The organism is Streptococcus sp. cx1 (genome assembly GCF_052384325.1).
GTDB classification, from domain to species: domain Bacteria; phylum Bacillota; class Bacilli; order Lactobacillales; family Streptococcaceae; genus Streptococcus; species Streptococcus salivarius_G.
Window position 1 is genome coordinate 63073 of sequence record NZ_JBQSUN010000003.1, and the last position, 25554, is coordinate 88626.

Consider the following 25554-nt stretch of genomic DNA (forward strand, 5'->3'; position numbering starts at 1 on the left):
GTTTTCTCCGATAATTTATAATTCTGTCATCTATTATAGCATAAAAGAAATAGAGCCTAGCTTGAACTAGACTCTATGTTAGTTACATCGATACAATTCTACGATAAGAACGCGACGTTAGGGCGAAAACCAAGACATAGGCTAGGAAGAATACGCCACAAACAATAATAGTGACCACTAACATAAGATCTGGATTGAGAACCCCAATAACACGCACAATCAAACTAATCATATGGTAAGCAAAGGCTAAGTGTGTAAAGGCAAAAATCAAAGGGAGGAAAAAGACAGTAAGAACTTGTTTACGAATGGTTTTCTTGACTTGTTGGTCGTCTAACCCAATCTTTTGAAGAGTAACAAAGCGCTCACGGTCCTCATAACCTTCAGAAATCTGTTTATAGTAAATCACGAGAACTGTACCAAGCATGAAGATGATGGATAAGAAAATACCGATAAATAAGGTTCCGCCAACAAAGCCATTTAGCATCCCTTCTACATCATATCGGCTATTCGCAGTGAGGTTAGGCCCAGGGACGCCAGTAGTTTGTCCAGCTAACTGTTGTGTTTCTTTATCCGTGAGTTTGTCTAGCAAATCTGAATTTTTCTTGGCTTCATGTGTAGGATCTTTGACGTTAACACCAACATAGGTAGTTTGAGTGGTTGCTGTTCCTTTGATACTTTCTTTAAAATTATCCATATCAGGAACGACAAGGTAGCTATAATCAGAAACTATAGTTGTAAAGATATTAGGTACTTTACCTTTAATAAAGTCATTAAGACCATCCTGAATCTGGTAGCTTTGACCATTGATAGAGACACTCTTTTGATCTTTCAATATTTTATTTTTAGTAAATAAGCCAACTTGATTTGAAGTCAGATTGAGGTCTTTACCTGTTAATTGCTTATAAGTTGCTTGTGAGAAGACAAGAAAAACTGACTTTGGTAGAACTTTTCTTTCATTCTCAGAAAAGATGGTTAGCTTGTTTTTTTCTTGTTCTTTGATACCAAAGTAGAGGTAAGTTACTTCCGTTTTTCTATTTACCTGATTTCCCGACTGTGATAAGAAATCATCCATAACCTTCTGTGTACTTGTTACATCTACATTCGTTCCGGTAACTGAGTACTCATGTGGAGCAGCACTGGCCAAATAGTCTTTTTTTCCAGCATAGATACTTGCAGCACCTACAAGCGTCACGAGAACCATACTTGAGAGGATAGCAATGGTCGCCAGCCCAACTGCATTTTTCTTCATCCGAAAGACAAGGTTGGAAATGGAAATCATATTATTAGGCTTGTAATAGTAGCTTTTCTTCTTTTTCAAGAGTTGCAGAACTACTGTTGTCCCAGCGTTGAAGAGAAGATAAGTCCCTAAAATGACCAATAAAACAGCTAGGAAAAAACTGATAATAGCCGTTACTGGATTCTGAACAGAGAGAGCAAGATAGTAACCATATCCCATAGTCCCAAGTCCTAAAAGGGTTTGAATAACTAGGAAGCGTCCTTTTTTCTCACCCTTAAGGCCATCTTTAGTTAATTGTAAAGGATTAAGCCGTAGTAATCGGAAACCATTTACCAAAACCAACAAACTAAAAATACAAGCAAAGATGACAAGAACAATAGGAATTGTCATTACTTGAAAGGTCGAAACCAAACCAGTACTTTCACCGATAATCCTTTGAAGAAAAGCATAAATGAGTTTATCGAATAGCGCCCCTACACCTATACCTAGAAGCAAAGTCACAAAACCCATAATCATCGTTTCTTTTAAAATCATGCTAAAGAGGTGACGTTTCTCTAAGCCTAGCACACTATAGAGACCAAGCTCCTTTGAACGATTTTTCATGACAAAGCTGTTGGCATAAAGAACAATAATCCCAGAGGATAGGGCGACAATCCCAAGTCCCAACCCCAAAACCATCTTGATAGCATCTGCCCCAGGTAAGTCATCCAGATGCGAATTAAGCGTTAAAGATGTAAAAATATAGGTAATGGCAATAACCAGAATAGTTGCCAATGTATACGGATAGTAAAGCTTACGATTTTTTATGAGATTGGACAAAGCCAGTCTATTGGTTAGACGAAACATATTAGTTCACCTCACTTGCCATTGTAGTTAGTGTATCGGAAATTTCTTGGAACATTTGATGTTCAGACTTATCCCCTTTGAAGATTTGATTATAAAGAATCCCATCCTTAATAAACAAAACACGCTGCGCACGACTGGCGGCCGCTGTTGAGTGAGTTACCATAAGAATGGTCTGGCCGCTAGCATTAATAGTATCAAAGACATCCAAGAGTGCCGCTGAAGATTTTGAATCCAAGGCGCCTGTTGGCTCATCTGCTAAGAGGATTTCTGGTTTAGTGATGATCGCACGCGCAACTGCGACCCTTTGCTTTTGGCCACCTGAAATTTCATAAGGGTACTTCTCTAGCAAGGAATGAATTCCCAGTTGACGACTGATAGCTTCAACTTGTGTCATCATTTGCTTAACTGAGCGTCGAGAAAGGACCAGAGGTAGCAAGATATTATCTTTAACAGATAGGGTATCTAACAGATTGAAATCCTGGAAAACAAATCCTAATCTTTCACGACGGAAACTGGAAGCATCCTTATTTTTAATAGTTGCTGTGTCCATACCATTAAGGTAGACACGCCCTGCCGTTGGTTTATCAAGCATGGCAAGGATGTTGAGCAGGGTTGATTTTCCTGAGCCAGACTCACCCATAATAGCAACATACTCACCTTTTTCAACCGTAAAATGGATATCTTTAAGGGCTTCAACCTGATTTCCTTTGAAACGTGTTTTATAAATTTTTTTAACATGTTGAACATCTAGTAATGTCATAATAAGCTCCTTTATTTAGTAGAATTGGGAGAGATTTTAGGAATCTCTTACTTAACTTCGATACCATTTTATAGAAAAAGCAGGGGCAAAACCATAACCCTTGCTTTCATTTGTCGTCTAATTTCTTACACTTTTGTAAGTTATCAATCAATGGCTAATTTTTTCTTTTGAAAATGAATGGAAACTGTGGTTCCTTGACCTACTTGGGAGCTAATACTAATATCATGTCCAAGCTGATTAGCAATTTTCTTTGAAAGATAGAGACCTAACCCAGACGACTGCTGAGTCAATCGCCCATTGTAACCTGAAAAGCCACGCTCAAAAACCCGTAAAATATCACTATCCTTGATACCAATTCCAGAATCTTTAAGATAAAGCGTATTATCCTTGAAGTAGATTTCAATACCGCCACTCTTTGTGTACTTCAAACTGTTTGACAAGACCTGCTCAATGATGACTAAGAGCCATTTTTCATCTGAAATAACCTTAACATCCAAGTTATCTAGGTTAATGGTCAACCCTTTTTGAATAAAGAAAAGGCTATGCTTTCTAATAACTTCTTTAACCAAGTGTTCTAATGTAACCTGCCTCAACTGCAAATCATCATGAAAATTCTCTAAACGTAAATATTGCAAGACCAAATTGGTGTAAGAATCAATCTTGAATACCTCTTGCTCCAAGAGAGCCCTCGTTTTACTATCCGTAACATCCTGAAGCAATAATTGACTGGCTGCTATTGGCGTCTTGATTTGGTGCACCCAAAGGGTATAGTAGTCCATCAAATCTGTATAGCGCTTGCGCTCCTCCTCAGTCTGAGAGATCTGACTCTCCCTAGCATTTTCCAAAGTTTGGGCCAGGTAAAACTCTAAAGGACTTGATGGTGTGATTTCCTCATAGAGATAAGCTAAGTTATAAGAGTGATAAGAGCTAACCAAATCCCAAATAACCATGATGATAGTCACAAAGGTCATTATGGTTAAGGCATAATAAAGAATATCTGCTGCCTCTTCAAATAAAAAGGCAAACAAGACCAAGATGATTCCATTAAAGACAAATAAAAGATAGAAAGTCAGACGAGACCTAATATAGTATTTGATAAATTGACACTTACCCATCATGACGCAACCCGTAGCCGACACCTTTCTTGGTTTCTATAAAATCATTCAAACCGACTGCTTCTAACTTCTTACGTAAACGTGCCACATTTACAGAGAGAGTGTTATCATCAATAAAGAAGTCACTATTCCAAAGCTCCTTCATGAGGTCTTCACGACTAACAATATTACCAGAACGCTCGAAGAGAACTTGTAAAATCTGAAACTCATTCTTAGTCAAAGAAACGACTTCGCCCTGATAAACCAAATCCATGGCTTTGAGGTTCAGTATCACACCTCTATATTCCAAAAGGCTCTGATCCTTACCAAACTCATAAGAACGACGTAAAAGCCCTTGAATTTTTGCTAGGAGAACGTTTTGATCAAATGGTTTAGTCACAAAGTCGTCTCCACCCATATTGATTGCCATAACGATATCCATGGCCTGATCTCTAGAGGACAAGAACATAATCGGCACCTTGGAGACCTTCCGAATTTCCTGACACCAGTGATAACCGTTAAATAGAGGTAAACCAATATCCATAAGAACCAAGTGGGGTTCTTCTTTTACAAAAATAGATAATACTTCCATGAAATCTTCAACAAGAACAACTTCGTAACCCCACTGTTCTAGCATTTTTTTGACTTGTTGACGGATAACCTCGTCGTCCTCCACTAATAAAATCTTATGCATAACTCAACCTCTTTCATTTCCCACTATTATAACAATAAATACCCCAAGAAACGACCATTCTCAGCAAATCTTACAATAATGTTAGATTGAATTTTGCAACTTTTTAAAGAGTGCATTTTTATGGAAAAAATTCTTTGAGTCTTCAAAGAAAATATAGTATTATAAAAGAGTTGATATTGATTTATCATCAACCATCGACAGCTTCATCGAACAATGAGAACATTACTTATTTATGTCACGAATGGGCGTGACGTTTCTACAAGGTGCCGTAACACCTAACAATGAGTAAGCTAACATAGTCATAGAAAGATTTTTACTGTCTTTTTGTGATTTCAAAGGCTTGCTTTGCAGGCCTTTTTCTGTTATTCGATGGTTTTGATTTATTTCAGAGTCTCAATAAAATCTGAAATAAATCAAGACACAGCATTGTTATTCAATTTATAGGAGGTAATATGAAATTACTGGAAGACCGCATTCTCAATGATGGGAATGTCCTTGGGGAAAATATCCTCAAAGTTGACTCTTTCTTAACTCACCAAGTAGACTTTGAGCTCATGCGTGAAATTGGAAAGGTCTTTGCTGACAAGTTCAAGGACGCTGGTATCACCAAGGTGGTGACTATCGAGGCATCTGGTATTGCACCAGCCCTCTATGCGGCTGAGGCCTTGGATGTCCCTATGATTTTTGCTAAGAAGGCTAAAAATATCACCATGAATGAAGGTATCCTCACTGCTGAGGTTTACTCTTTCACTAAGCAGGTGACTAGTACTGTCTCTATCGCAAGCAAGTTTCTCACTCCTGAAGACAAGGTTCTCATCGTTGATGATTTCCTAGCGAACGGTCAAGCTGCCAAAGGTTTGATTCAAATCATTGAAGAGGCTGGCGCACACGTCGAAGCTGTCGGTATCGTTATCGAGAAATCCTTCCAAGATGGTCGTGCTCTTTTGGAAGAAGCCGGCTACCCAGTGGTTTCACTTGCTCGTTTGGATCGTTTTAAAAATGGTCAGGTTGTATTTAAGGAGGCAGACATCTAATGCAAAACAAAGAGAAACACTCGCAGGCGGCGGTCCTAGGACTGCAACACCTTCTTGCCATGTACTCGGGATCAATCCTGGTGCCAATCATGATTGCTGGTGCTTTGGGGTATTCAGCTCATGAATTAACCTACTTGATTTCAACTGACATCTTCATGTGTGGTGTGGCAACTTTCCTCCAACTTCAACTCAATAAACACTTCGGTATTGGTCTTCCAGTTGTGCTTGGAGTTGCCTTCCAATCAGTGGCTCCACTCATTATGATTGGTAAGAGTCATGGCAGCGGTGCTATGTTTGGTGCCCTTATCGTTTCAGGGATTTATGTTATCCTTGTTTCTGGTGTCTTTTCAAAAGTGGCCAACCTCTTCCCTTCCATCGTTACGGGATCTGTCATCACTACTATTGGTTTGACCCTTATCCCTGTCGCTATCGGAAATATGGGGAACAACGTTGACAAACCAACTGGTCAAAGCCTCTTCCTTGCAGCTATCACGGTTCTTATCATCCTTCTGGTTAATATTTTTACCAAAGGATTTATCAAATCCATCTCAATTTTAATTGGTTTGGTTGTAGGTACTGTTATCGCAGCAAGCATGGGCTTGGTTGACTTCTCACCGGTTGCTGCGGCACCTGTTGTCCATGTGCCAACACCATTCTACTTCGGAATGCCTAAATTTGAGTTATCATCAATCATCATGATGTGTATCATCGCTACTGTGTCAATGGTTGAATCAACTGGGGTTTACTTGGCTCTTTCTGATATTACCAAAGACCCAATTGATAGCACTCGCCTCCGTAACGGTTACCGAGCTGAAGGTATGGCCGTTCTCCTTGGTGGGCTCTTCAATACCTTCCCATACACAGGTTTCTCTCAAAACGTTGGTCTTGTGAAGTTGTCAGGCATTAAGAAACGCTTGCCAATCTACTACGCAGCTGGCTTCCTTGTTCTTCTTGGACTCCTTCCTAAGTTTGGTGCCTTGGCTCAAATCATCCCAAGCCCAGTACTTGGTGGCGCTATGCTTGTTATGTTCGGTTTTGTTTCTATCCAAGGGATGCAAATCTTGGCACGTGTTGATTTCGCCAACAACGAACACAACTTCTTGATTGCTGCGGTATCCATCGCTGCAGGGGTTGGTCTTAACAATAGCAACCTCTTCAACAGCCTACCAACAGCTTTCCAAATGTTCTTCTCAAACGGTATCGTGGTCGCAAGTTTGCTTGCCATTGTCCTCAATGCCATTTTGAATCATAATAAAAAAGAAAAATAACACAAGAACACCTGAGTCGCTTGACTTAGGTGTTTTGTTTGAAATAAAATCTTTTTGAGAATTTCCTCAAGTGATAAAATCTGTCCCAAGTTTATCTATCGAAAGAAAAGACTCAGCAACTCCTCTGTCTAACTTTTACTGAAAGTAGCTCATGCTATTTAATTCTTACGATTGACTTATTTTCAATTCTATAGACAGCATCATAATCTTCCAGATTGTAATGATGGGCAATTTCAATAATACTATTAGGCAACTGTTTTAAGACATTGCTTATTTCTTTTGAACTTGCTCCATCTAAAGAAGCCATCATCTCATCCGCTAGTAAAACCTGCTTGCCCCTTAAAATAGCACGTGCAATCTCAAGTTTTATGATTTGACCACCTGAAAAGTTATCTCCAGTTAATTCATAGTCTAATTGGTGACAACAAGCCTCCCATAGTCCAACTTTTTTTAGTGTTGAAATGAGCAATGAGTCAGAATAATCTTGATAAAGAGTTAGATTATGTCGCACACTTGTATGAAAGACATAGGGATTTTGATGAATAATTGCAATATTATCTAAATTTGGAGTCAGCTCCCTTCCATCAATGCTTTTAAAAATGATTTTCCCACTATATGCCTTATCTTGCCCTGATATTAACCTAAAAAGTGTTGTTTTTCCAATACCACTATCACCAACTATAAGGTTATGCTGAGACAATGAAAAAGTAACCGTGACATCTCGAAAAATCTCTTGATTATCATAAGATTTAGTGACGTTTTTTAACTGAATTTCTTCTAAAGTATGTATGTGAAGCCCTTTTGAAGGAATTTCTGACTCACTTCCAAATGTCAATAATTTATCTTTTATCACTTGACTTGATTGAATACTTGCAATAGCCTCCAGAATCTGTTGTAAGGGGTTAATAAGATATGTTGAAGCAGACATCATAGCAATAAGTGTAGTGATTGAATTTTGTTTTATTACAAGACCAATCACAAACGGTCCAATCAGGCCAATAGCTTTAAGAGGTCCTGTCCAAAACATAACTAAATTCTGAAGTGTATAATACTTAAATTGTGTCTTTTCCATCTCACCAAGGGTTATGAGAGTTTGCCTTACATTCTCTTTTTCTGCTTGGTTGCAAATAATCGTTTCAATCCCTTTACCAAAGTCTGTGATAGATCTTAAATTCTTCTCTTTTGAACTACTTAGTAATTCTCCTGACTCTTTTAATTTTCTCTTAAATATAAACTGAGGCAAAATCATCAGAAAAGCACCTATTGTAAAAAGACTACCCACAATAATATTTTGTTTGATCAAATAAATAACAGAGACTAGAATAGAGGCGCCCCACACAGGCGAGATAAGAAAAGATTGAAGGAACTCTTGGTCTACAATTCCAAGATCTTGTGTCAAGAGTGAGCAAAGCTCAGAATCGGAGATGTTTTTAGGAAAGACAGCATGATTCTTTAAAATATTTTCTGATAGGCTCACATTAAACGCTCTAATAATAGAACGAAGCAGAATATTCTCTATATACATAAAAGCGTACACAACCACCCAAAGAGAGATACTCGAAAATGTAAAAACTATTAAATCCCAACTATCACTACTATCTATATGACCTGCCATCTGGATAATTACAGGTATTACAATGCCTTGACACGAATAAAGAAGCGCAAAAATGATATAAAGTACCATTTCCTTCTTAGGAAGTAGCTTAATAAATTTAAGCAGTGACACAGCAACCGATTTATTTTTTTCAATAATCATTGCTTTTACCTCCTTCAATTTGATACTATTATTTTAGTTTATTAATAGTATCAACTATTGAAATTTCGGAAATCCGATAAGGTAATTTTATATGGAACAAGGTCAAAAATTTAAACAGATTCGAAAACAGAGAAAATACACTATTCAGAGACTCGCTCAAGTAGCTGGATCTGTAGCGAGTCTTTCAGACTTTGAAAATAACAAAACATCACTCTCAAATGATACTCTTTTCAAACTTTTAAAACATCTAAAAGTCGAATATAATGAATTTTTCGAACAAGAATATCTTGTGGACGAAACCTACATAAAACTTGCTAATCAATTCAATCAAGCCTCAAATCATCTAGACTTTGAAGCACTGGAGCAAGTCGCAGAAAAGTTTCGCATTTTAGGAGAAACCAATTATAGTGATTATCTGATTAGTCTTTGTATTGACTGTCAGGTTTCAAAACTTCAAAACCGGTCAGTTAACCAAGATATTGCTACAGAACTTCAAAACTACTTCTTTTCTATTGATATTTGGACACTTCTCGATATTAATTTACTGAATATGGTAAAGGATATCTTCACAGAAGATGCGCTAAAAATCTACATTAAGGAATTCCTATCAATACTCAATAAAAATCCTAGAAATAATTTAGATCGAATCACTTTAGAAGTTATCAGTCGTTGTATTTTCCAAATCATTCTTTACGGAAATCAAGAAGATAGTGACTACTATCTAAACGAACTAAAAACTATTCAATTACCAGACTATTTCATGTTACAAAAACTCTATCTTAAAGAACTAAAAGCCGCATACCTTTATAAATTTATCGATAAGAATATGGGAAAGACTATACATAAAGAAATTCTCCACTACTTGGCTTTTATGGGAGATGACGATAATTTGAGAGAATGGGACCGAACTTTCCGTCAATTATAGACTTTATTGGATAACAGTTGTACAATGATTATATAATTTGAAAAATTTAGAAAGGAAAACAGAATGCACGAAACACATTCTCTCCGTGAGCGATTTCTTGTTTTCTTCAAGATTTTTGTGCCCATACTGATCTATCAGTTTGCCAACTTTTCAGCAGCTTTTGTGGACACTACCATGACTGGTCAATACGATGCCCTACACTTGGCGGGGGTAGCCATGGCAACGAGTTTATGGAGTCCTTTTTTCACCTTCTTAACAGGTATCGTATCTGCCCTAGTTCCTATTATCGGACACCATCTAGGGGCAGGTCGCAAGGACCGAGTGGCACCTGATTTCTATCAATTTCTTTATATGGCTTTGGGTCTATCACTGATCCTCTTTGCCCTCGTTTTTCTGGGGGCACCCTTAGTTCTGGGACACTTAGGTTTGGAACCTGTGGTCAGAAAGGTGGCCCTTGGATACCTACGCTTTTTGAGTCTTGGGATTATTCCCCTTCTGCTCTTTAGCGTGGTTCGCTCCTTCCTTGATGCGCTTGGCCTTACGCGCCTTTCCATGTACCTCATGCTTTTGCTTCTACCACTAAATGGTTTCTTCAATTTTCTCCTCATCTATGGCATCGCTGGTCTACCAGAGTTGGGAGGAGCTGGAGCAGGTCTGGGAACTTCATTGGCTTACTGGGCCCTTCTCCTTATTTCCATCGCAGTTATCAGAAAGCATAAGAAGGTTAAACCCTACCAGATTGAAAAAATCCAACCCCTTGATAAGACGGCTCTGCTTGACGCACTGAAACTAGGTCTCCCCATTGGTGGAACGGTCTTTGCGGAGGTCGCCATCTTCTCAGGCGTTGGTCTAGTTATGGCCAAGTATCCATCCCTAGTCATTGCCAGTCATCAGGCGGCCATGAATTTCTCAAACCTCATGTATGCCTTTCCTCTCAGTGTTTCCAGTGCAATGGCTATCATTATTTCTTACGAATTTGGAGCTAAACGCATGGATGCGGTCAAGAGCTATAGCAAGCTAGGACGTCTAACTGCCTTAGGTTTTGCTGGTTTTACCTTGTTCTTTCTCTATTTCTTGCGCTATGATTTAGCTGAACTCTATGGACATGAACCTGAGTTTTTGAGAATGACGGCCGTTTTCATGACCTATAGCCTCTTCTTTCAAGTGGCGGATGTCTTTGCGGCTCCACTTCAAGGAATTCTTCGTGGCTATAAGGACACCAAGGTCCCTTTCTATCTCGGTGTCTTGTCATACTGGGGCATGACCTTCCCTGTTGGTTACCTTCTTGAAAAAGTTGCTGGACTGGGTCCATATAGTTACTGGATTGGCCTGATTGCCAGTCTTATCGTCAGTGGTCTTTGTTACCAATGGCGCCTAAATAGAATCGTCAAACGCTACGAATCACATCATTAATATACCTTAAGCAGTCTAGTCAGACTGCTTTTTCTCTGCTCAAAACTTGATAATAAAGAAAAATCCTCCTGCATATTGAAAACAGATAAACTGTTGTCAATGTACAGAAAGCTTCTTTTATGAGTGATTAGTTATATTCAGATTTTCCTGACCTATTGTCAAACTGGATCCATTAATGAAAACATAGATGTTTAATATTGAAAAAGGTATCACAGAGACCAGCTGGGTCAATTAGGGCAAAATAAATCATGACTAAACCACACAGAGCTAGGAAATGATAAAGATAAACTATTTTCTCCCCTGTTTTAGGAAGTAAAAGAAAAGACCAGAACCACAAGACACAAATGGCTATTAATATGATTAGTTTATTCATCAATTCCATAATAAGCTCCGTCAAAAAGGTTTAGCACAATAAAATAGTCCTTAGGACTATCTGAATCTTATCACAAAATCTAACAAGTGCTGTCATATTTCGTTATGGAAATTTATACTCTTTTGCTAGCTATGTTTAGGTAAGTTTAGACATATAAAATCATAATTGGGAGGTTAGGAAGACTAATTATTACACAAAGTACAATAATGTTTACAGACACCAAAACTAGCAAAATCTATGGAAAAAACACTTTGACACTTGTCAGATTTCTCACTACTATAGTGTACTACTTTTTGGTTTGACACTTAAAACAAATTCGATAAAATTGTAAAAAAATGTAATGAAAGGTTACTTTTTTGTCCTGAATGGTAAGGTGACATTTTATGTTAGCTTTAAAAGGCTTTCCTTAATTTCTTTTACATGCAAAAAAGGTTGGTGGTAAGGGACTCCAACCTCTTTAGTTATGGCATGATTCTAGTAAAAAGATCTCTTAGAACTAGTGACTAATCAGTCTACTTGGTCAAGTAAGTAGGCATAGCCTTCTTTTTCCATATCGGCTTTAGGCACAAATCGCGTTGCTACACCATTGATACAATAGCGTAACCCACCCTTGTCACTTGGCCCATCTGGAAAGACATGCCCAAGATGAGAATCTCCTACACGACTACGAACCTCAATACGATCCATATTGTGAGAATGGTCTTCCTTGTAGTTGGCTACCTCGGGACTAATGGGACGAGAGAAACTTGGCCAGCCACAAGCTGAATCAAACTTGTCCTTGGATGAAAAGAGGGGCTCACCAGTCACTACATCAACATAAATCCCTGGTTCAAAATGATTCCAAAGGGGACTTGTAAAGGCCCGTTCTGTTCCATTTTCCTGGGTCACAGCATAAGCTTCTGGGCTCAGACTTACTTTAAGCTCCTCCTGACTTGGTTTGTGATAAGAACTTGAATCAATAATAGGATTAACCGCTTGATTAACATTAATATGGCAATAGCCATTAGGATTCTTCTTGAGATAATCCTGATGATAATCCTCAGCAGGAATAAAGTGTTGCAATGGCAACAACTCAACTGCCAAAGGCTGACCGTATTGCTCAGATATTTCTTGGAAAACTTGCTCGATGATTGGCAAGTCATTTACATCAGTATAGTAAACACCCGTACGGTACTGGGTTCCCACATCATTGCCCTGTTTGTTTTTGCTTATAGGATTGATAATACGGAAGAAATGTAGCAAAATCTCTCGCAATGACACTTTGCTAGCATCATAGGTTACCTGAACAGTTTCAGCGTGGCCCGTCTGACCGATGAGCTCATAGCGAGTCGTCTCACTACGACCATTGGCATAACCTGAAATGGCATCTAACACACCAGGCACACGAGAGAAGTACTCTTCCACACCCCAGAAACAGCCACCAGCAAGATAGATCTTATGATTATTTAGATTTGACATTTTTAACACTCCCTTCACTAGATACTTGCATCTCCACGCCTTAAGTGTAACGCTTTTTGGGAGATTTCGCACTTATGGTGACTTGGAGAGACAAAAAAATCCCACCACAATTGTGATAGGATTTTATGTTTATTCCATTTCGAATCTTTCGCTCTTAATCTTATCTGGTAAGACGAGAGACAAGAGGATACACAAGATGGCTGGTATCAACCATGGCAATGATGCTCCTGACAATGGTAGGAAGTTAATAAGGGCATTGAGTCCTGCAAGTTTGAACTGGCTGCCAATTACACTAAGTAAAGCGATATGCGTCACTACAGCAACTGTAATTTGCATACCAGGTTTAGACAAGGCCACAAACTTATTAGCAATCACAATCATGACAATCGTGATTGTAATTGGGTAAAGAATCAAAAGTACTGGTACTGAGAATGCAATGATATTATTAAGTCCCAAATTGGCAATCGCAAACCCAACAAGAGTGAAGACAATAGCATAGGTTTTGTATGAGACTTGTGGGAAGGCCTTGTTAAAGAACTCACCGGTCGCCACAATCAAGCCTGCTGTTGTCGTAAAGCACGTCACTGTTACCATAACTGCTAGGAAAATCTGTGAAATCGGACCAAAGATAGCCTGAGTTGCATTCGATAGAACAGCTGCTCCAAGGTTAGCACCTTCTCCCAAAGTTGATGTATCAAGTGGGAAATGGTTCCCCAAGAATGCTAGACCTAAGTATAAACCTGAGAACATCAATCCAACCAGAATACCTACAACCCAAATGGTTGAGATGTACTCTTTTTTAGATTTAAAGCCTAATTGATTGAGGGTTACTACTGCCACCACACTAAAGGCTACCGAAGCCAAGGCATCTAAGGTATTGTACCCTTCCAAGAAACCATTACCAAAGGCTGAGGCTTTATAAGCTTCTGTTGCAGTATGTGTGCTATGACCACCATATTTAAAGGCACCAACTACAATCAAAATAACGATTAATAGAGCGAAAATAGGTGTCAGGATTCGACCAATACTATCTAAAATCTTAGAAGGATTCATTGCAATCCATAAAGCCAAGGCAAAATAAACGGCTGTGAAGGCAAGTAACCATAGACTAGTATGACTATTACCGACCATTGGTGCAATACCAATTGAAAAAGCTGTCGCTGCTGTCCTTGGAATGGCAAAGAATGGTCCAATAGACAAGTAAAGCACTGCCAAGTATAACAAGGCAAACTTAGGTGAGATTTTTTGCGAAATCTCGTGAATATACCCCTTCGGATTTAGAGTCCCAATAATAAGTGTTAGAATTGCAATTCCGACACCAGATAGGACAAAACCGGCAATGGCTGGCCAAAAATGACCTCCAGATTCAAAGCCTAACTGAGGGGGAAAGGTCAGATTTCCCGCTCCAAAGAACATACCAAACAACAATAAAGCTGTAAGGCTTCCCTTTTTTAACATAAGTTTCTCCAATCTAAAACAAACAAGATCTTATGCCCCAAATAGACACAACTTGTTTATTATAATTTTAGTCAACTTATTTAGTATGACATGATTAGTTTGGAACTTCAAGCTATTGAAACGTATTAGGAAAGATTTTTAAAATTTCAAATATTCTGTCTGATTGGATGAAAAAACTAGACAAGATTCTTATCCCGTCTAGTTTAACTACTTAAATTATGGATGACTAACAATCAGTTCAAGATTTCCCTGGATTTGCCAAGCTTGGACATCGCTAGGTAGAATAAAGTGACTTCCTTTGGCGATGTCATAATCTTGAGCGTCTACTTTAAGGCTTCCTTGGCCATCAAGCACACTAAACAAACTGTAATCAGCAGTCTTTTCAAAATCAGCCTTACCTGAAATTTCCCATTTGTAAGCATCAAAGAAATCACTTGCTACTAAAAGTGTTGATTTGAGGTCGTCTACTTTTGTTGTGACTGGACGACTGTTGGCTGGCTCACCGATAGTAAGGACATCGATAGATTTTTCAAGATGGAGTTCACGCAGGTTACCTTGATCATCTTTACGGTCAAAATCATAAACACGGTAGGTCGTATCACTAGATTGTTGCGTTTCAAGAACCATGATACCTGCACCAATAGCATGCATGGTACCACTTGGCACATAGAAGAAATCTCCTGCTTTAACTGGAACCTTGGTCAAGAGATTTTCCCAATCCTTACGTTCAATTTGCTGGCGCAATTCTTCTTTTGATTTAGCATTGTGACCATAAATGATTTCTGCACCTGGTTCAGCAGCAATGATATACCAACACTCTGTTTTACCAAGCTCACCTTCATGTTCAAGTCCATAAGCATCATCTGGGTGAACCTGAACTGAAAGCCAGTCATTGGCATCCAAAATCTTCGTCAAAAGTGGGAAGACAGGTTCCTGACGATTGCCAAACAATTCACGATGCTCAACATAAAGAACATCCAAAGTTTGACCAGCATAACGACCATTCTTAATCGTCGATACACCATTTGGGTGAGCAGAAATAGCCCAGTACTCTCCGACATGGTCGCTTGGAATGTCGTAGCCAAAGACATCACGCAAATGTGTGCCGCCCCAGATTTTTTCTTGCATAACAGATTGTAAAAATAATGGTTCAGACATAATATTCTCCTTATTCTAGGAACGAGAGGCCAAAAAGTCTCTAGGAAAATTTAGACTAGTGACCTTACAATGACAGATTTTCAGATAGAGGTACTCTATATGTGTAACTCAATCATATTAAAGTCAATAGTCTTCTTATTTACCAAAAGTTTAGGCAAGTTCTTATGATTGTTTACCTCAATTATAAGCATAATTTGTGAAAAATTCAACAAACTTATAGAGAAAAGAACAGAATTAGCAGGCCAACTTTCCAGATCACTAACCTTAATAGAACACCTAAAAAAATATGTCCAGTTAAACGTTTTCCTAAATTCATCTATTTGAATTAAGTCAATCTTTAACCTATAATGTTAGTGATATTATGAAAGGAAATCTCTCAATGAAATTCTATTCCTACGACTATGTGCTAAGTCAGATTAGCCAACAAAACTGGGTTATGGTTGCCATTGCTGCAGGACTTATTTTAGTGACCGGCGTATTTGCTTTTAAGGCCTTCAAAGAACGCCATGATACTAAGTTTCGTGAACTCTCTATCATTTCTATTTTAACCTTAGTTGCCGTGGTTCTAATTGCTATCAGTAATTTCCAAAGCAATCAATCTAACAACGACCAATTTAGAGCATCTCTTCACTTTATCGAGGTTGTGTCTAAAAATCTTGACGTTGATAAGAGCAAGGTTTATGTCAATACTTCTGCTGCCACTGATGGAGCTATCGTAAAAGTTAAAGACAACTACTACCGTGCCATTGCAGGTTCGGATCCCGATAGCTACTTGCTAGAACAAATAAAACTTTACAAGTCTGATGTTGAACTCGTGGAGGTTAAAAAATGACATCTTTTTATCTTACTGTTGCAATTAAACTAGCTTTGGGGCTTATTTCACTCGTCTTTGTTATCAATTTAACAGGTAAAGGAAACCTAGCACCTAGCTCAGCTACTGACCAAGTACAGAACTTCGTCCTTGGTGGAATCATCGGTGGAACAATTTATAGTAGTAACGTTTCCATCCTCCAATATTTCGTGATTTTGATTATTTGGACGATTTTGATTTTACTTCTAAAATGGCTTAACACAAACATTCGCTTTATCAAACACTTGATTGACGGTAAGCCAACAGTCATCATCAAACATGGTCAACTAGATCCTGAAGCTTGTCGCTCTAAAGGACTTTCAGCCTCTGATGTCGCTTTAAAATTACGTTCTCAAGGAATTTTTCAACTCAAAGAGGTTAAACGTGCTGTAATTGAGCAAAACGGCCAATTGATTGTGATTCGTGCGGGTGATGAAAATCCGAAATACCCAATTGTCACAGATGGCGTTGTTCAGTTGGAAATTCTTGACAGTATCGGAAAATCTGAAGCATGGTTAAACGACGAACTTACTAAAATGGGATATGACAACATTTCAGATATCTTCATCGCTGAATACGATAAAGGAAACATTAATGTCGTTACTTATTAAACAAATCACTTGCATTACCGTCTAATATTGTCTACAATGGTCTCATCATAAAAAGGAGGTTCTACTATGGGAATCGAAGATAAATTGAATCAAGCTAAAGGCGCTCTTAAAGAGGGTGCTGGTAAACTTACTGGCGACAAAAAAACTGAAATCGAAGGTGCTGTCGAAAAAGTTGTAGCAAAAGCAAAAGACGGTATCGAAGATGTTAAAGAAGGCGTTGAAGGTGCTGTTGAAGGCCTTAAAAATAGCTTTAAAAAATAAGTAAAAAAACTGTATCTGTTAATCAGGTACAGTTTTTTATACTTAAAATGAGAGATTACTTACGGGAATGCTTGCCTCCCTTAAGTGCAAATGATGTTGTCATGAGTACAGCTCCTAATGCGCCTAAGCCCAAGCTACTCACATCACCAGTATTTGGTAGGCTAGATTTACTTGTTGTTTGGTTGCTTTGTGAGCTTTTGTCAGACTGGTTAGACTTAGAGCTTGTTTGATTATTTGTTTTTTGTGCAAGATTCGTCTGTACGACTGGGCCTACATTTTCCTTTTGACTTGAAACTTCTCTTGGCTGACCTTTTGATGCTTTAGAGCTTTGATTTTGAGGTTGGAGCTTATCCAACTTTTCAGCAGTCTCATGAGCTTGTTGTTGGGCACTGCTTGATGTATTGGTCATTGTTTGTGTCGATTGCTCTTTTGTAGGCTGGTTAGCGAGAGAGGTATTTGATTTAAGCGATGCTCCTTCAAAGCTTGAAGGATTTGATGTTGACGTATTTTGATTTGATAAAGCTGTGTTTGTCGCTGTCATTGCTGGAGCATTGGTAGCTGGTTGATTAGCACTGCTGCTTGTCGTAGGGCTCATATTTATAGAGTTTGAGCTACTTGTTTGACTAGCAAAGTTTGGTGGGGTTGGACGTCCAGTATTAGCCGTCTGGCTTGTTGAACTTGTACTACTTGTGCTAGTTGTATTCTCAGAACTTGTCGAAGCAGATTGGCCCCATGGGGTATTGACGGTACCCGTATTTGTAGAGCTGCCACCATAGCTAGTTGGTCTGCCGTAGCCTCCGAAGTTATCAGACATTGAGCTATTGCCAAAGCCACCGCCTGGGAAGCCGCCTATGCCACCAGCACCAGGACCATTGTTTGTGCCTTCTTCAGTAGCTGTTGCAGTCACACTAGCACCACTTGATGTCGTAATGGTATAGGTTTCACCCGAAGTTAGACTCTCGGTACTAAAGACCACATTTCCAAATGAAGAAGTCGCTGTCGTTGTGGCAATGACATTTCCAGAACTATCAGTGACTGTAATGGTGTCCCCTGCACTACCTGAAATGTTAGCCATGATGTAAGATTGGCTTGAACCTGTTGTAAAGGCCTGAGCCATTCCTTGGTTACCAATGGCCCAAACGGTACCGCCCGAGATGATACCTGTCCCATCATAGTCGATAGCCGCATTATCGGCACTTGTCTGAGCGACATAGAGAGAACCACTTTTAACTGTCACATTCCCATTACTGTCGATACCATCACCATCTGCTAGGATTGTAACTGTTGCACCGTCAATATTGATGGCAACTTCATTTTCCAAATCAGAAGTCGAGTTGGTTAGGCTTGAAGTGTCTGCACTGTCCTTGGTCGTCCACTCAGTGGCGTTAATACCGTCATCTCCAGCAGTGATGTCAACGGTTCCACCTGTCAAATTGATATAACGTCCTTCAAGGCCTTCGTCACCTGCCACGACTGTTACTTTAGAATTACCTTCAACGGTCAATTCATCCGTAACCGTGATACCTTTATCAGTCGCATTAATGGTTACCGTTGAGTCGGTAATTGTCAAGTCACCACTATTCACATCTGTTTCGTCTTCGACTTGAATACCATCATCAGTTGCTGTGATGTTGACTGTGGCATTTTTAATGGTTACAGCTGTCGTCGCATTGATGCCATCCTTGGCCTCAGAAGTCAAATCAAGCGTTACAGAGTCAACCGTTACACTATCAGCCTTAATGGCGTGCTTTTCAGTACTTGAAAGGGTCAAGCTACTTCCAATACCGCTGGTGATGGTCAAAGCTCCAGCTGCTTCGATGGCATTAGCAGAGGTCGAAGAAATGGAACTGTCTGAAAGGACATTCACCGTCAATTCTGCTGAGGAATTAGAAGTGATTGACGAATCTGTTAAGGTCACATCATCCAAGTAGATTGTAACTGGATCCGTCACGCTACCAGCCACAATAATAGTGTAACTTGAGCCATTACCTGTTAGAATATATGAACCTGATTGATTAATGGTAACAGTAGTGCCGTCAACTGTTACTGTGCTACTATCACTTGTTACCACAGTTGTCCCATTAAAGGTAATCGTGGTCGTGGTGCTTTCTGAATCAGCACTGCTAGACTCAGTTGTTGTTGTCTCAGATGTAGTATCTGAAGCATTGTTGGTTAAAACTGAAGCTGTCTCTGAAGCAGTCGCTTCAGTGGAGCTTGTGCTTGTATTAGTGCTACTACTTTCATCTGTAGTAGTTGTTGCCGTTTCTGAAGTTTCATTAGTTGTTGTTGCAGCAGTTTCAGAAGAACTGGCTTCTGAAGTTGAAGAGGTGCTTGACTGATTAGAGGTTTCACTACTTGACGATGTTTCTGTTGTGTCGGATGTTGAACTTGTTGTGTCTGCTGTTGTACTTGTTGCTGATGAACCAGTGTCAGATGTCGTAGTTGTAGTACTTGTATCAGTATCTGTACTTTTCTCACTAGTATTTGACGAATCTTCTGTCTGCACACTTTCTTCAATTAAATCAGCAGTGGTTTCACCCGTCGTAACCGTTGAGAGCGTTGAATCAGTGTTCGTCTCATCGGCTGAAGCCTTATTTTCATTTAAGACAACAGAGCTTCCAAAAATTAAGCTCGCTACTAGAACTGAACCTGCAGTTTTCCATTTTGATGATTTTTTAATGGCATAACGTTCTTGTGTTTGTTTTGTATCTTTGTATGTCATATGTTCTACCTCTTTCTTACTTTTGAGATGCCTCTATTAAACACAAGAAACCTAAGACAAGACTTAAAGAAAGGTTAATCTTTCCTTAAAGTAAAAAAGTCCCCAAGATATTGGGAACTTTCAATCTCTAGGATAGACCACTCTAAATTCTTCCAAAACAACCAGACTTTCCTGACTAAAATGTAATCCAACCTCTTCTAACCAATTGCTAAAGAGATTCTCATGAAGCTCTTGCCAATAAGTTAGCCCACGGTCTCCTTCACCTTCCTTGTAGGCATGGTCTTTAGAAACCTCTTTAAATGGGATGACCTCAACTTTCGTCGTTTCAATAATACAAATAGCATTCTCCTTACTATCAAGAATGACGCTCAGTTCATTTTCCTTGGGCAATGGTTCATTCCCCACTGCATACAAGTCAAAAGCTGAACTGGTTGCTGTCTTTTGCCCCATCAATACGAGTTCTGCCAAATAATCTGCTTCCACGCCAAAGGCCCAGGCATCAATCTTATCTCCGATTGTCTGATTTAAAATCTTATAGGCTTGCCACATCTGGTCTGATTTCATCAATCTACTCCTGCTTTTACTTCCCTTCCATTATATCAAAAAACGCTAGATCATCAGACCTAACGTTTTCATCTTAATACTTAGAATGTTTATAACCGTAAAAGGCATAGATAGCTGAACCAATTAGCACTGCCAAACCAAAGGCTAACCATGTCTGCCAACTGTACTGACTCATAAAGGAGAGGCAGACGATAATTGAAATAATGGGCAAGACAGGAACAAATGGAACCTTAAACTCATCCTTCTGTGGCAAACCCTTGTCCTTACGAAGAATAATGAGGGCAATAGCCAAGAGGACCAAGTAAGCCAAGGTCGCAATGTTAACCAAGGATGCCATATTGGCCAAAGAGAAGATACCTGCTGAGATAGCTGACAAAACGCCTGTCAAAAGCGTCGCATGATGTGGAACCTTATTAGTCTCTGAAACCTTTTGGAAGGTTTGAGGAAGGAAACCATCACGCGCCAAGCTATAAACCATACGGCTAAGGGCATAGGCCATTGAAATACATACCGTAATCAAGGTCATAATAGCAACCACAGAGACATAGTTGGCCGCCCAAGAAATACCGATATAGCGAAGGGCATAAGCCACAGCATCATCAACATTCAACTTGGTATAGTGAACCATTCCTGTCAAGACCAGCGAAACCACGGCATAAAGTGAAGCCACGATAATCAAGGCAAGAACGATACCTCGAGGAACGTTCTTTTGCGGCTCTTTAATCTCGTCTACTGTCATAGAGATAGACTCGAAACCAAGGAAACCAAAGAACATGAGGGAAGCACCCGCCATAATTCCTGTCTTTCCTCCATAAATTTGCCCAAAGCCAAATGGTGCAAAATCTGCCCAGTTGCTAGGATTCAAATGGAAGAGACCCACTAAGATAAAGACTGCTAAGGCTGAAAATTTGAGCACTACCAAGAGGGAGTTCAAACGTAAAGCCTGTTTAGAATTCATGAGAAGAAGAGCCGTCACCAAGACCAAGACCAAGACTGGCAAGAGGTCAATGTAAGTGCCTTGACTGGGATTGAAAGGTCCACTGATGGCTTGAGGCAACTTAAGACCAAAGCTAGCCAAGAGCCCCTTGAGGTAGGCACCCCAACCAGAGGCCACACTGGATACAGCATTCATAAAGACAATCATGGTCAACCAGCCACCCATCCAGGCAGGATACTCCCCCCAGACAGCATAGAGATAACCATAAACACCACCAGCCGATGGGTAACGTGAGGCAAACTCAGCAAAGAAAATAGCTGACATCCCAACACACACGGCTGAAATCAAGACCGAAATAATCAGGGCAGGACCAGCCAGAGTCGATGCCGCGGTACCAGTAATCGTAAAGATTCCTGTACCAACCATGGCACCGATTCCCAGCAGGACCACATCCCTAAGGGTCAGATGTCGTTTCATCTCAGTCTGAGCGAGACCGACATCCTTTTTACGAAAAATACTCATTTTTATACTCCATTTTTTGCAAAATACCGAACTATTATACCATATTTCTTGGTCTAAATGGTCCTTTTTCTGTATTTTTATACTTTTATTGGTGAATGCTATGTTGAAGATGGGGACTCCTAATGCTTACTTTTTAATTTTCCATACATCTCGATTAAAAGGAGCTTACTAAAGTGGTCATTTATCATTCTTTTTTGTTTCTCAAATCCTTACCTAGAAAGAATTTTCAATTTTTAGAAAAAAACATGAAAATCTTATGAATGCGTTTGATTCTTCTAATGAAAGATGTTAGAATGGGGTCATTAAAAAGGAAAAGGGGAACTTTTATGGAAAATAAAGTTCATTTTAAACTTCATAAAGTGAAAAAACAATGGGTTACCATTGCCGTGTCTGGTTTGGCACTTGGTGCCTCATTGATTGGAGTTGGTGTCTCTGCCGACGAGCAAGCTACAAATCAAGTTACCTCAGCTAGCACGCCTGAAAGCGTCAGTCAGGATCCTGAGCTTGTTGTCACAGAAACAACTGTAGCTACGACAAAAGCTGATCAAGGCGCAACCAATAAGGCAACTGATACAACTGCTACTGTCACAACTGATAAGCAGCCAGTCCTTAAGGAAGACCAAGCAAGTAGCACTTACAATTTGTCTAGTGGCGAAACGAGAACCGCTACCTCAACTTCAGAAACAGCTAGCACAGTCACCGAAGTAAACAGTCAAGCACCGGAGTCTGTTGAAACTACTGTCGTTTCTGGCGGTCAATTCAAGAGCGATGCTGAGGGCAACTGGTACTATCTCAAAGATGGGAAAAATCTGACAGGTGCCCAAAACGTTGACCATTTCGACCTTTATTTTCACGAGGATGGCAAGCAAGCTAAAGGTGAGATTATCACAGAAAATGGACAATCTTGCTACTATGACAAAGCCAATGGACGTAAGGTAACCAATACCTCTATCAACATTGATGGTCAAGCCTACAAAGCTGATGCCCAAGGTCGTTTGACAGCAGTTCTGCCTGAAACGAACAAACGCAACCAGTTTATTGAAGACAACAACCACAACTGGTATTACCTCGGCAAAGATGGCAAACCCGTCACTGGTGCTCAGAACATCGATGGCTTTAACCTCTACTTCCACGAAGATGGTCGACAAGCTAAAAACGAAATCGTCACTATTAATGGTGATAGCTACTATTTCGATAAAGGCAATGGACGTCGCGTAACAGGTCTCCAAGCTCTTAACAACGTCAACCATAAATACTTTGGCTTTTACTACTTCGACAAAGATGGCAAGATGGTCAAAGATGACTTCATCACTGAAAATGGAAATCTTTACTACTTTGATGCTACTGGTAATCAACCTAATTTTGTCTTTGTTTCGGATAAAGCTGGAAACTGGTATTACATCAATGACTTCAAGGCAACTAAAGGCTTCTCAGCCCCATTTGGTTTCCAAACCGAATTTCTAGACCGTAGCCAAGCTCACTACAAGACAAGTGTTCAAAACCTGAACGGACAACAGTATTATTTTGACCCCAAGACTGGTATCATGGTAACCAACCGTTATGTTTCTGACGATAAAGGGAATTGGTATTACTTTGGTAAAGATGGTAAAGCGCTTCATGGCTTTCAAACAGTAGACGGTAGCCTTCACTACTTCAATGACAATGGTCAACAAGTCAAAGGGGACTTCCTTTACTACGGTAACGATATCTACTATTTCGACAAAGACAATGGAAATCCAGTAACCAACCAATTCGTTAATAGAGATAACTCTTGGTACTACTTCGGAGCTGATGGTAAAGCCGTATCTGGTTTCCAAACCATTAACGGACAGAACCTTTATTTCCACGAATATGGTGTACAAGCCAAGGGACAACTGGTTACTGTTGGTGGCAAAACCTACTACTTCGATCCAAATACAGGTGACAAGTGGGTAAATCGCTCACTTACCTTAAACGGTACGGTCTATAAATTTGATAGCAATGGTGTGGCGACTACTAAAGCTGACCAAACCACAAATCGAAATCAATTTGTTAAAGGTACTGATCAAGAATGGTACTACTACGATGCCAATGGTAAAAAGGTCACTGGTTTCCAAACTATTAACAAGGACCTCTTCTACTTCAACGATAAGGGCCAACAAGTCCGAGGAAGTATTTTCAACCTAGGTGATAACTACTACTTTGCCAACAAAGACACTGGTGCTGTCCTTCGTAATGCCTTCTACCATGATAAATCTACTGGTCGTTACGGTAACTTCTCTGAAAACATCTACTACGCAGGAAGTGATGGTGCCTTCAAGACAGGCTGGTTTGAAGTTGATGGCAACCGTTATTATGGTAGCGACTATTCTGATGACGACACACCTAAAGGAAACCTCTACACAGGAGTTATCAACTCTCAACTCTTTAGCCCAGATGGAAAACTCTTGACAAACGGTCTCTATCCTGAGTTCAAGCGTACTGGTGAAAATTCGTATGAACTTGAAGGTGTCTATGTTACAGATGCCGACGGTAATATCAAAGAAGGTCCTTATCAATATGATGGTAAGATTCTTGGATCTAAATATAGTAACGTCCGCCAATCACAATGGTCAACTTTTGACGAATGGGACATTCTTAATGGACACCTCTACCACTTCGACTCAACACCTATGACCTTCACAGCACCAAATGGCCAAAAAGTGACCACAAACGTTGCCATTGCAACAACTAATAAGGCCCTTACCTATCGCGGTGTAACCTTTAATTTTGATGCCAAGGGTATTGATGCGGCAAAAGAAAAAGCCATCCACTTTGACCAATTGCAGACGGATCGTAGCGGCACAAGTTATCTCTATGAAAATGGTCAAAAAGTCACTGGCTTGAAGACCTTTGATGGCGTCACTTACTATTTCTATGACGATGGCCGCCAAGCCAAAGGCACAGAGGTCACAATCAATGGTAAGACTTACCAATTTGACCAATTGACTGGTATCATGACACGCAACGCCTTTTCAAAATCATACAACTACGAAGGTTCTCCACGCTTCCCATACTACCCAACACGCTACTATGGCAACGACGGAGCTGCTCTGACAGGTTGGCAAACCATCGACGGCAAGGACTACTACTTCCGAGATAGCGGAAACCTTGAAACAGGACGTTTTGTCATCGGAGACAGAGCCTATAATGCTGATGACAATGGTGTAGTTGCTGACCGCAAGGGTGAACCTGCCTATCGCAATCGTATTGTCTACGATAAAGGCGATAACTACTATTACAATGACAAAGGTGAGAAAGTGACCGGCTTCCAAGAAGTTGATGGCAAGGTCCTCTACTTCGACGCTGAAGGTAAACAAGTCCTAGGACGTTTCGTCACAGTCGATAACTATACCTACTATTTCGATCCTAAAACAGGAGAAAAATACACTAACCGCTCTGTCCTCATCGACGGTAAACTCTATACCTTCGACAAAGATGGACATGTCGTGTCATAAGATGAGATGAAACCGAGACGAAAGTCTTGGTTTTTTTGTGGGAGTTAAGGACTATATAAACTAACATTACATATAGGAAACATAAAATAGGCTGAGAAATAACCTCAGCCTATTTTATTTATACAAGAATTATATAC

General features: G+C 39.7%; 19 protein-coding genes and 1 riboswitch. Of the genes, 8 read left to right on the forward strand and 11 right to left on the reverse strand.

Annotated features, from left to right (window positions below; genetic code table 11):
* Positions 1-82: 82 nt before the first annotated feature.
* The 4 genes from ACT170_RS05460 to ACT170_RS05475 form a co-directional block, all read right to left on the reverse strand.
* On the reverse strand, positions 83-2083 hold the full coding sequence (locus ACT170_RS05460) for an ABC transporter permease (RefSeq protein WP_414327600.1): 2001 nt from the start codon (positions 2081-2083) through the stop codon (positions 83-85).
* Position 2084: 1 nt separating this feature from the next.
* Entirely contained in the window at positions 2085-2843 is a 759-nt protein-coding gene (locus ACT170_RS05465) for an ABC transporter ATP-binding protein (RefSeq protein WP_195519999.1), read from the reverse strand.
* 143 nt (positions 2844-2986) lie between these two features.
* A complete protein-coding gene (locus ACT170_RS05470; RefSeq protein ID WP_444818092.1) occupies positions 2987-3961 on the reverse strand; it encodes a sensor histidine kinase in 975 nt (324 codons plus the stop codon).
* On the reverse strand, positions 3951-4631 hold the full coding sequence (locus ACT170_RS05475) for a response regulator transcription factor (RefSeq protein WP_444818091.1): 681 nt from the start codon (positions 4629-4631) through the stop codon (positions 3951-3953). Before ACT170_RS05475 ends, ACT170_RS05470 begins: the two co-directional genes overlap by 11 nt.
* A 206-nt stretch (positions 4632-4837) precedes the next feature.
* A riboswitch (purine riboswitch) is annotated at positions 4838-4933 on the forward strand.
* Positions 4934-5083: 150 nt separating this feature from the next.
* Between ACT170_RS05475 and ACT170_RS05480 the strand changes: the two genes are divergently transcribed.
* Positions 5084-5665: a xanthine phosphoribosyltransferase gene (locus tag ACT170_RS05480; RefSeq protein WP_410532186.1), complete on the forward strand. Its 582-nt coding sequence runs from the start codon at positions 5084-5086 to the stop codon at positions 5663-5665.
* Positions 5665-6933, forward strand: coding sequence for a nucleobase:cation symporter-2 family protein (locus ACT170_RS05485; RefSeq protein ID WP_410532187.1), 1269 nt, complete (start codon positions 5665-5667; stop codon positions 6931-6933). The genes ACT170_RS05480 and ACT170_RS05485 overlap by 1 nt, the downstream gene beginning before the upstream one ends.
* A gap of 154 nt (positions 6934-7087) precedes the next feature.
* Here ACT170_RS05485 and ACT170_RS05490 read toward each other — a convergent pair whose 3' ends face one another.
* The gene (locus ACT170_RS05490) at positions 7088-8689 is read right to left on the reverse strand and encodes an ATP-binding cassette domain-containing protein (protein WP_444818090.1); all 1602 of its coding nucleotides are present in this window, start codon (positions 8687-8689) and stop codon (positions 7088-7090) included.
* Positions 8690-8780: 91 nt separating this feature from the next.
* On the opposite strand from ACT170_RS05490, the gene ACT170_RS05495 reads away from it, so the two are divergent.
* Both ACT170_RS05495 and ACT170_RS05500 read left to right on the forward strand, forming a co-directional pair.
* Positions 8781-9614, forward strand: coding sequence for a helix-turn-helix domain-containing protein (locus tag ACT170_RS05495; protein ID WP_002885299.1), 834 nt, complete (start codon positions 8781-8783; stop codon positions 9612-9614).
* A 63-nt stretch (positions 9615-9677) separates the two neighbouring features.
* Positions 9678-11027 (forward strand): MATE family efflux transporter, encoded by a 1350-nt coding sequence (locus ACT170_RS05500; RefSeq protein WP_444818089.1) that lies wholly within the window; start codon positions 9678-9680, stop codon positions 11025-11027.
* An 880-nt stretch (positions 11028-11907) separates the two neighbouring features.
* Here the strand turns inward: ACT170_RS05500 and msrB are convergent.
* From msrB to manA, 3 genes are all read right to left on the reverse strand, one after another.
* On the reverse strand, positions 11908-12858 hold the full coding sequence (gene msrB / locus ACT170_RS05505) for a peptide-methionine (R)-S-oxide reductase MsrB (protein ID WP_444818088.1): 951 nt from the start codon (positions 12856-12858) through the stop codon (positions 11908-11910).
* A gap of 129 nt (positions 12859-12987) precedes the next feature.
* Complete coding sequence (brnQ, locus tag ACT170_RS05510) at positions 12988-14316, reverse strand: branched-chain amino acid transport system II carrier protein (RefSeq protein ID WP_444818087.1); 1329 nt, start codon at positions 14314-14316, stop codon at positions 12988-12990.
* Between the two features lie 216 nt (positions 14317-14532).
* Positions 14533-15474, reverse strand: a complete 942-nt coding sequence (manA, locus tag ACT170_RS05515) for a mannose-6-phosphate isomerase, class I (protein ID WP_444818086.1) — start codon at positions 15472-15474, stop codon at positions 14533-14535.
* 379 nt (positions 15475-15853) lie between these two features.
* On the opposite strand from manA, the gene ACT170_RS05520 reads away from it, so the two are divergent.
* The 3 genes from ACT170_RS05520 to ACT170_RS05530 all read left to right on the forward strand — a co-directional run bounded on the left by ACT170_RS05520 (position 15854) and on the right by ACT170_RS05530 (position 17196).
* Positions 15854-16306: a DUF3290 family protein gene (locus ACT170_RS05520; protein ID WP_444818085.1), complete on the forward strand. Its 453-nt coding sequence runs from the start codon at positions 15854-15856 to the stop codon at positions 16304-16306.
* Entirely contained in the window at positions 16303-16935 is a 633-nt protein-coding gene (locus ACT170_RS05525) for a DUF421 domain-containing protein (RefSeq protein ID WP_410537053.1), read from the forward strand. The genes ACT170_RS05520 and ACT170_RS05525 overlap by 4 nt, the downstream gene beginning before the upstream one ends.
* Positions 16936-17001: 66 nt before the next feature.
* On the forward strand, positions 17002-17196 hold the full coding sequence (locus ACT170_RS05530) for a CsbD family protein (protein WP_037602189.1): 195 nt from the start codon (positions 17002-17004) through the stop codon (positions 17194-17196).
* A gap of 55 nt (positions 17197-17251) precedes the next feature.
* Here ACT170_RS05530 and ACT170_RS05535 read toward each other — a convergent pair whose 3' ends face one another.
* From ACT170_RS05535 to ACT170_RS05545, 3 genes are all read right to left on the reverse strand, one after another.
* Entirely contained in the window at positions 17252-19918 is a 2667-nt protein-coding gene (locus tag ACT170_RS05535; protein WP_444818084.1) for a carbohydrate-binding domain-containing protein, read from the reverse strand.
* Positions 19919-20038: 120 nt separating this feature from the next.
* Positions 20039-20482 (reverse strand): ASCH domain-containing protein, encoded by a 444-nt coding sequence (locus ACT170_RS05540; RefSeq protein ID WP_410534861.1) that lies wholly within the window; start codon positions 20480-20482, stop codon positions 20039-20041.
* Between the two features lie 73 nt (positions 20483-20555).
* Positions 20556-21941 (reverse strand): amino acid permease, encoded by a 1386-nt coding sequence (locus ACT170_RS05545; protein WP_444818083.1) that lies wholly within the window; start codon positions 21939-21941, stop codon positions 20556-20558.
* Positions 21942-22267: 326 nt separating this feature from the next.
* Between ACT170_RS05545 and ACT170_RS05550 the strand changes: the two genes are divergently transcribed.
* Entirely contained in the window at positions 22268-25417 is a 3150-nt protein-coding gene (locus ACT170_RS05550) for a KxYKxGKxW signal peptide domain-containing protein (protein WP_371490768.1), read from the forward strand.
* Positions 25418-25554 lie beyond the last annotated feature (137 nt).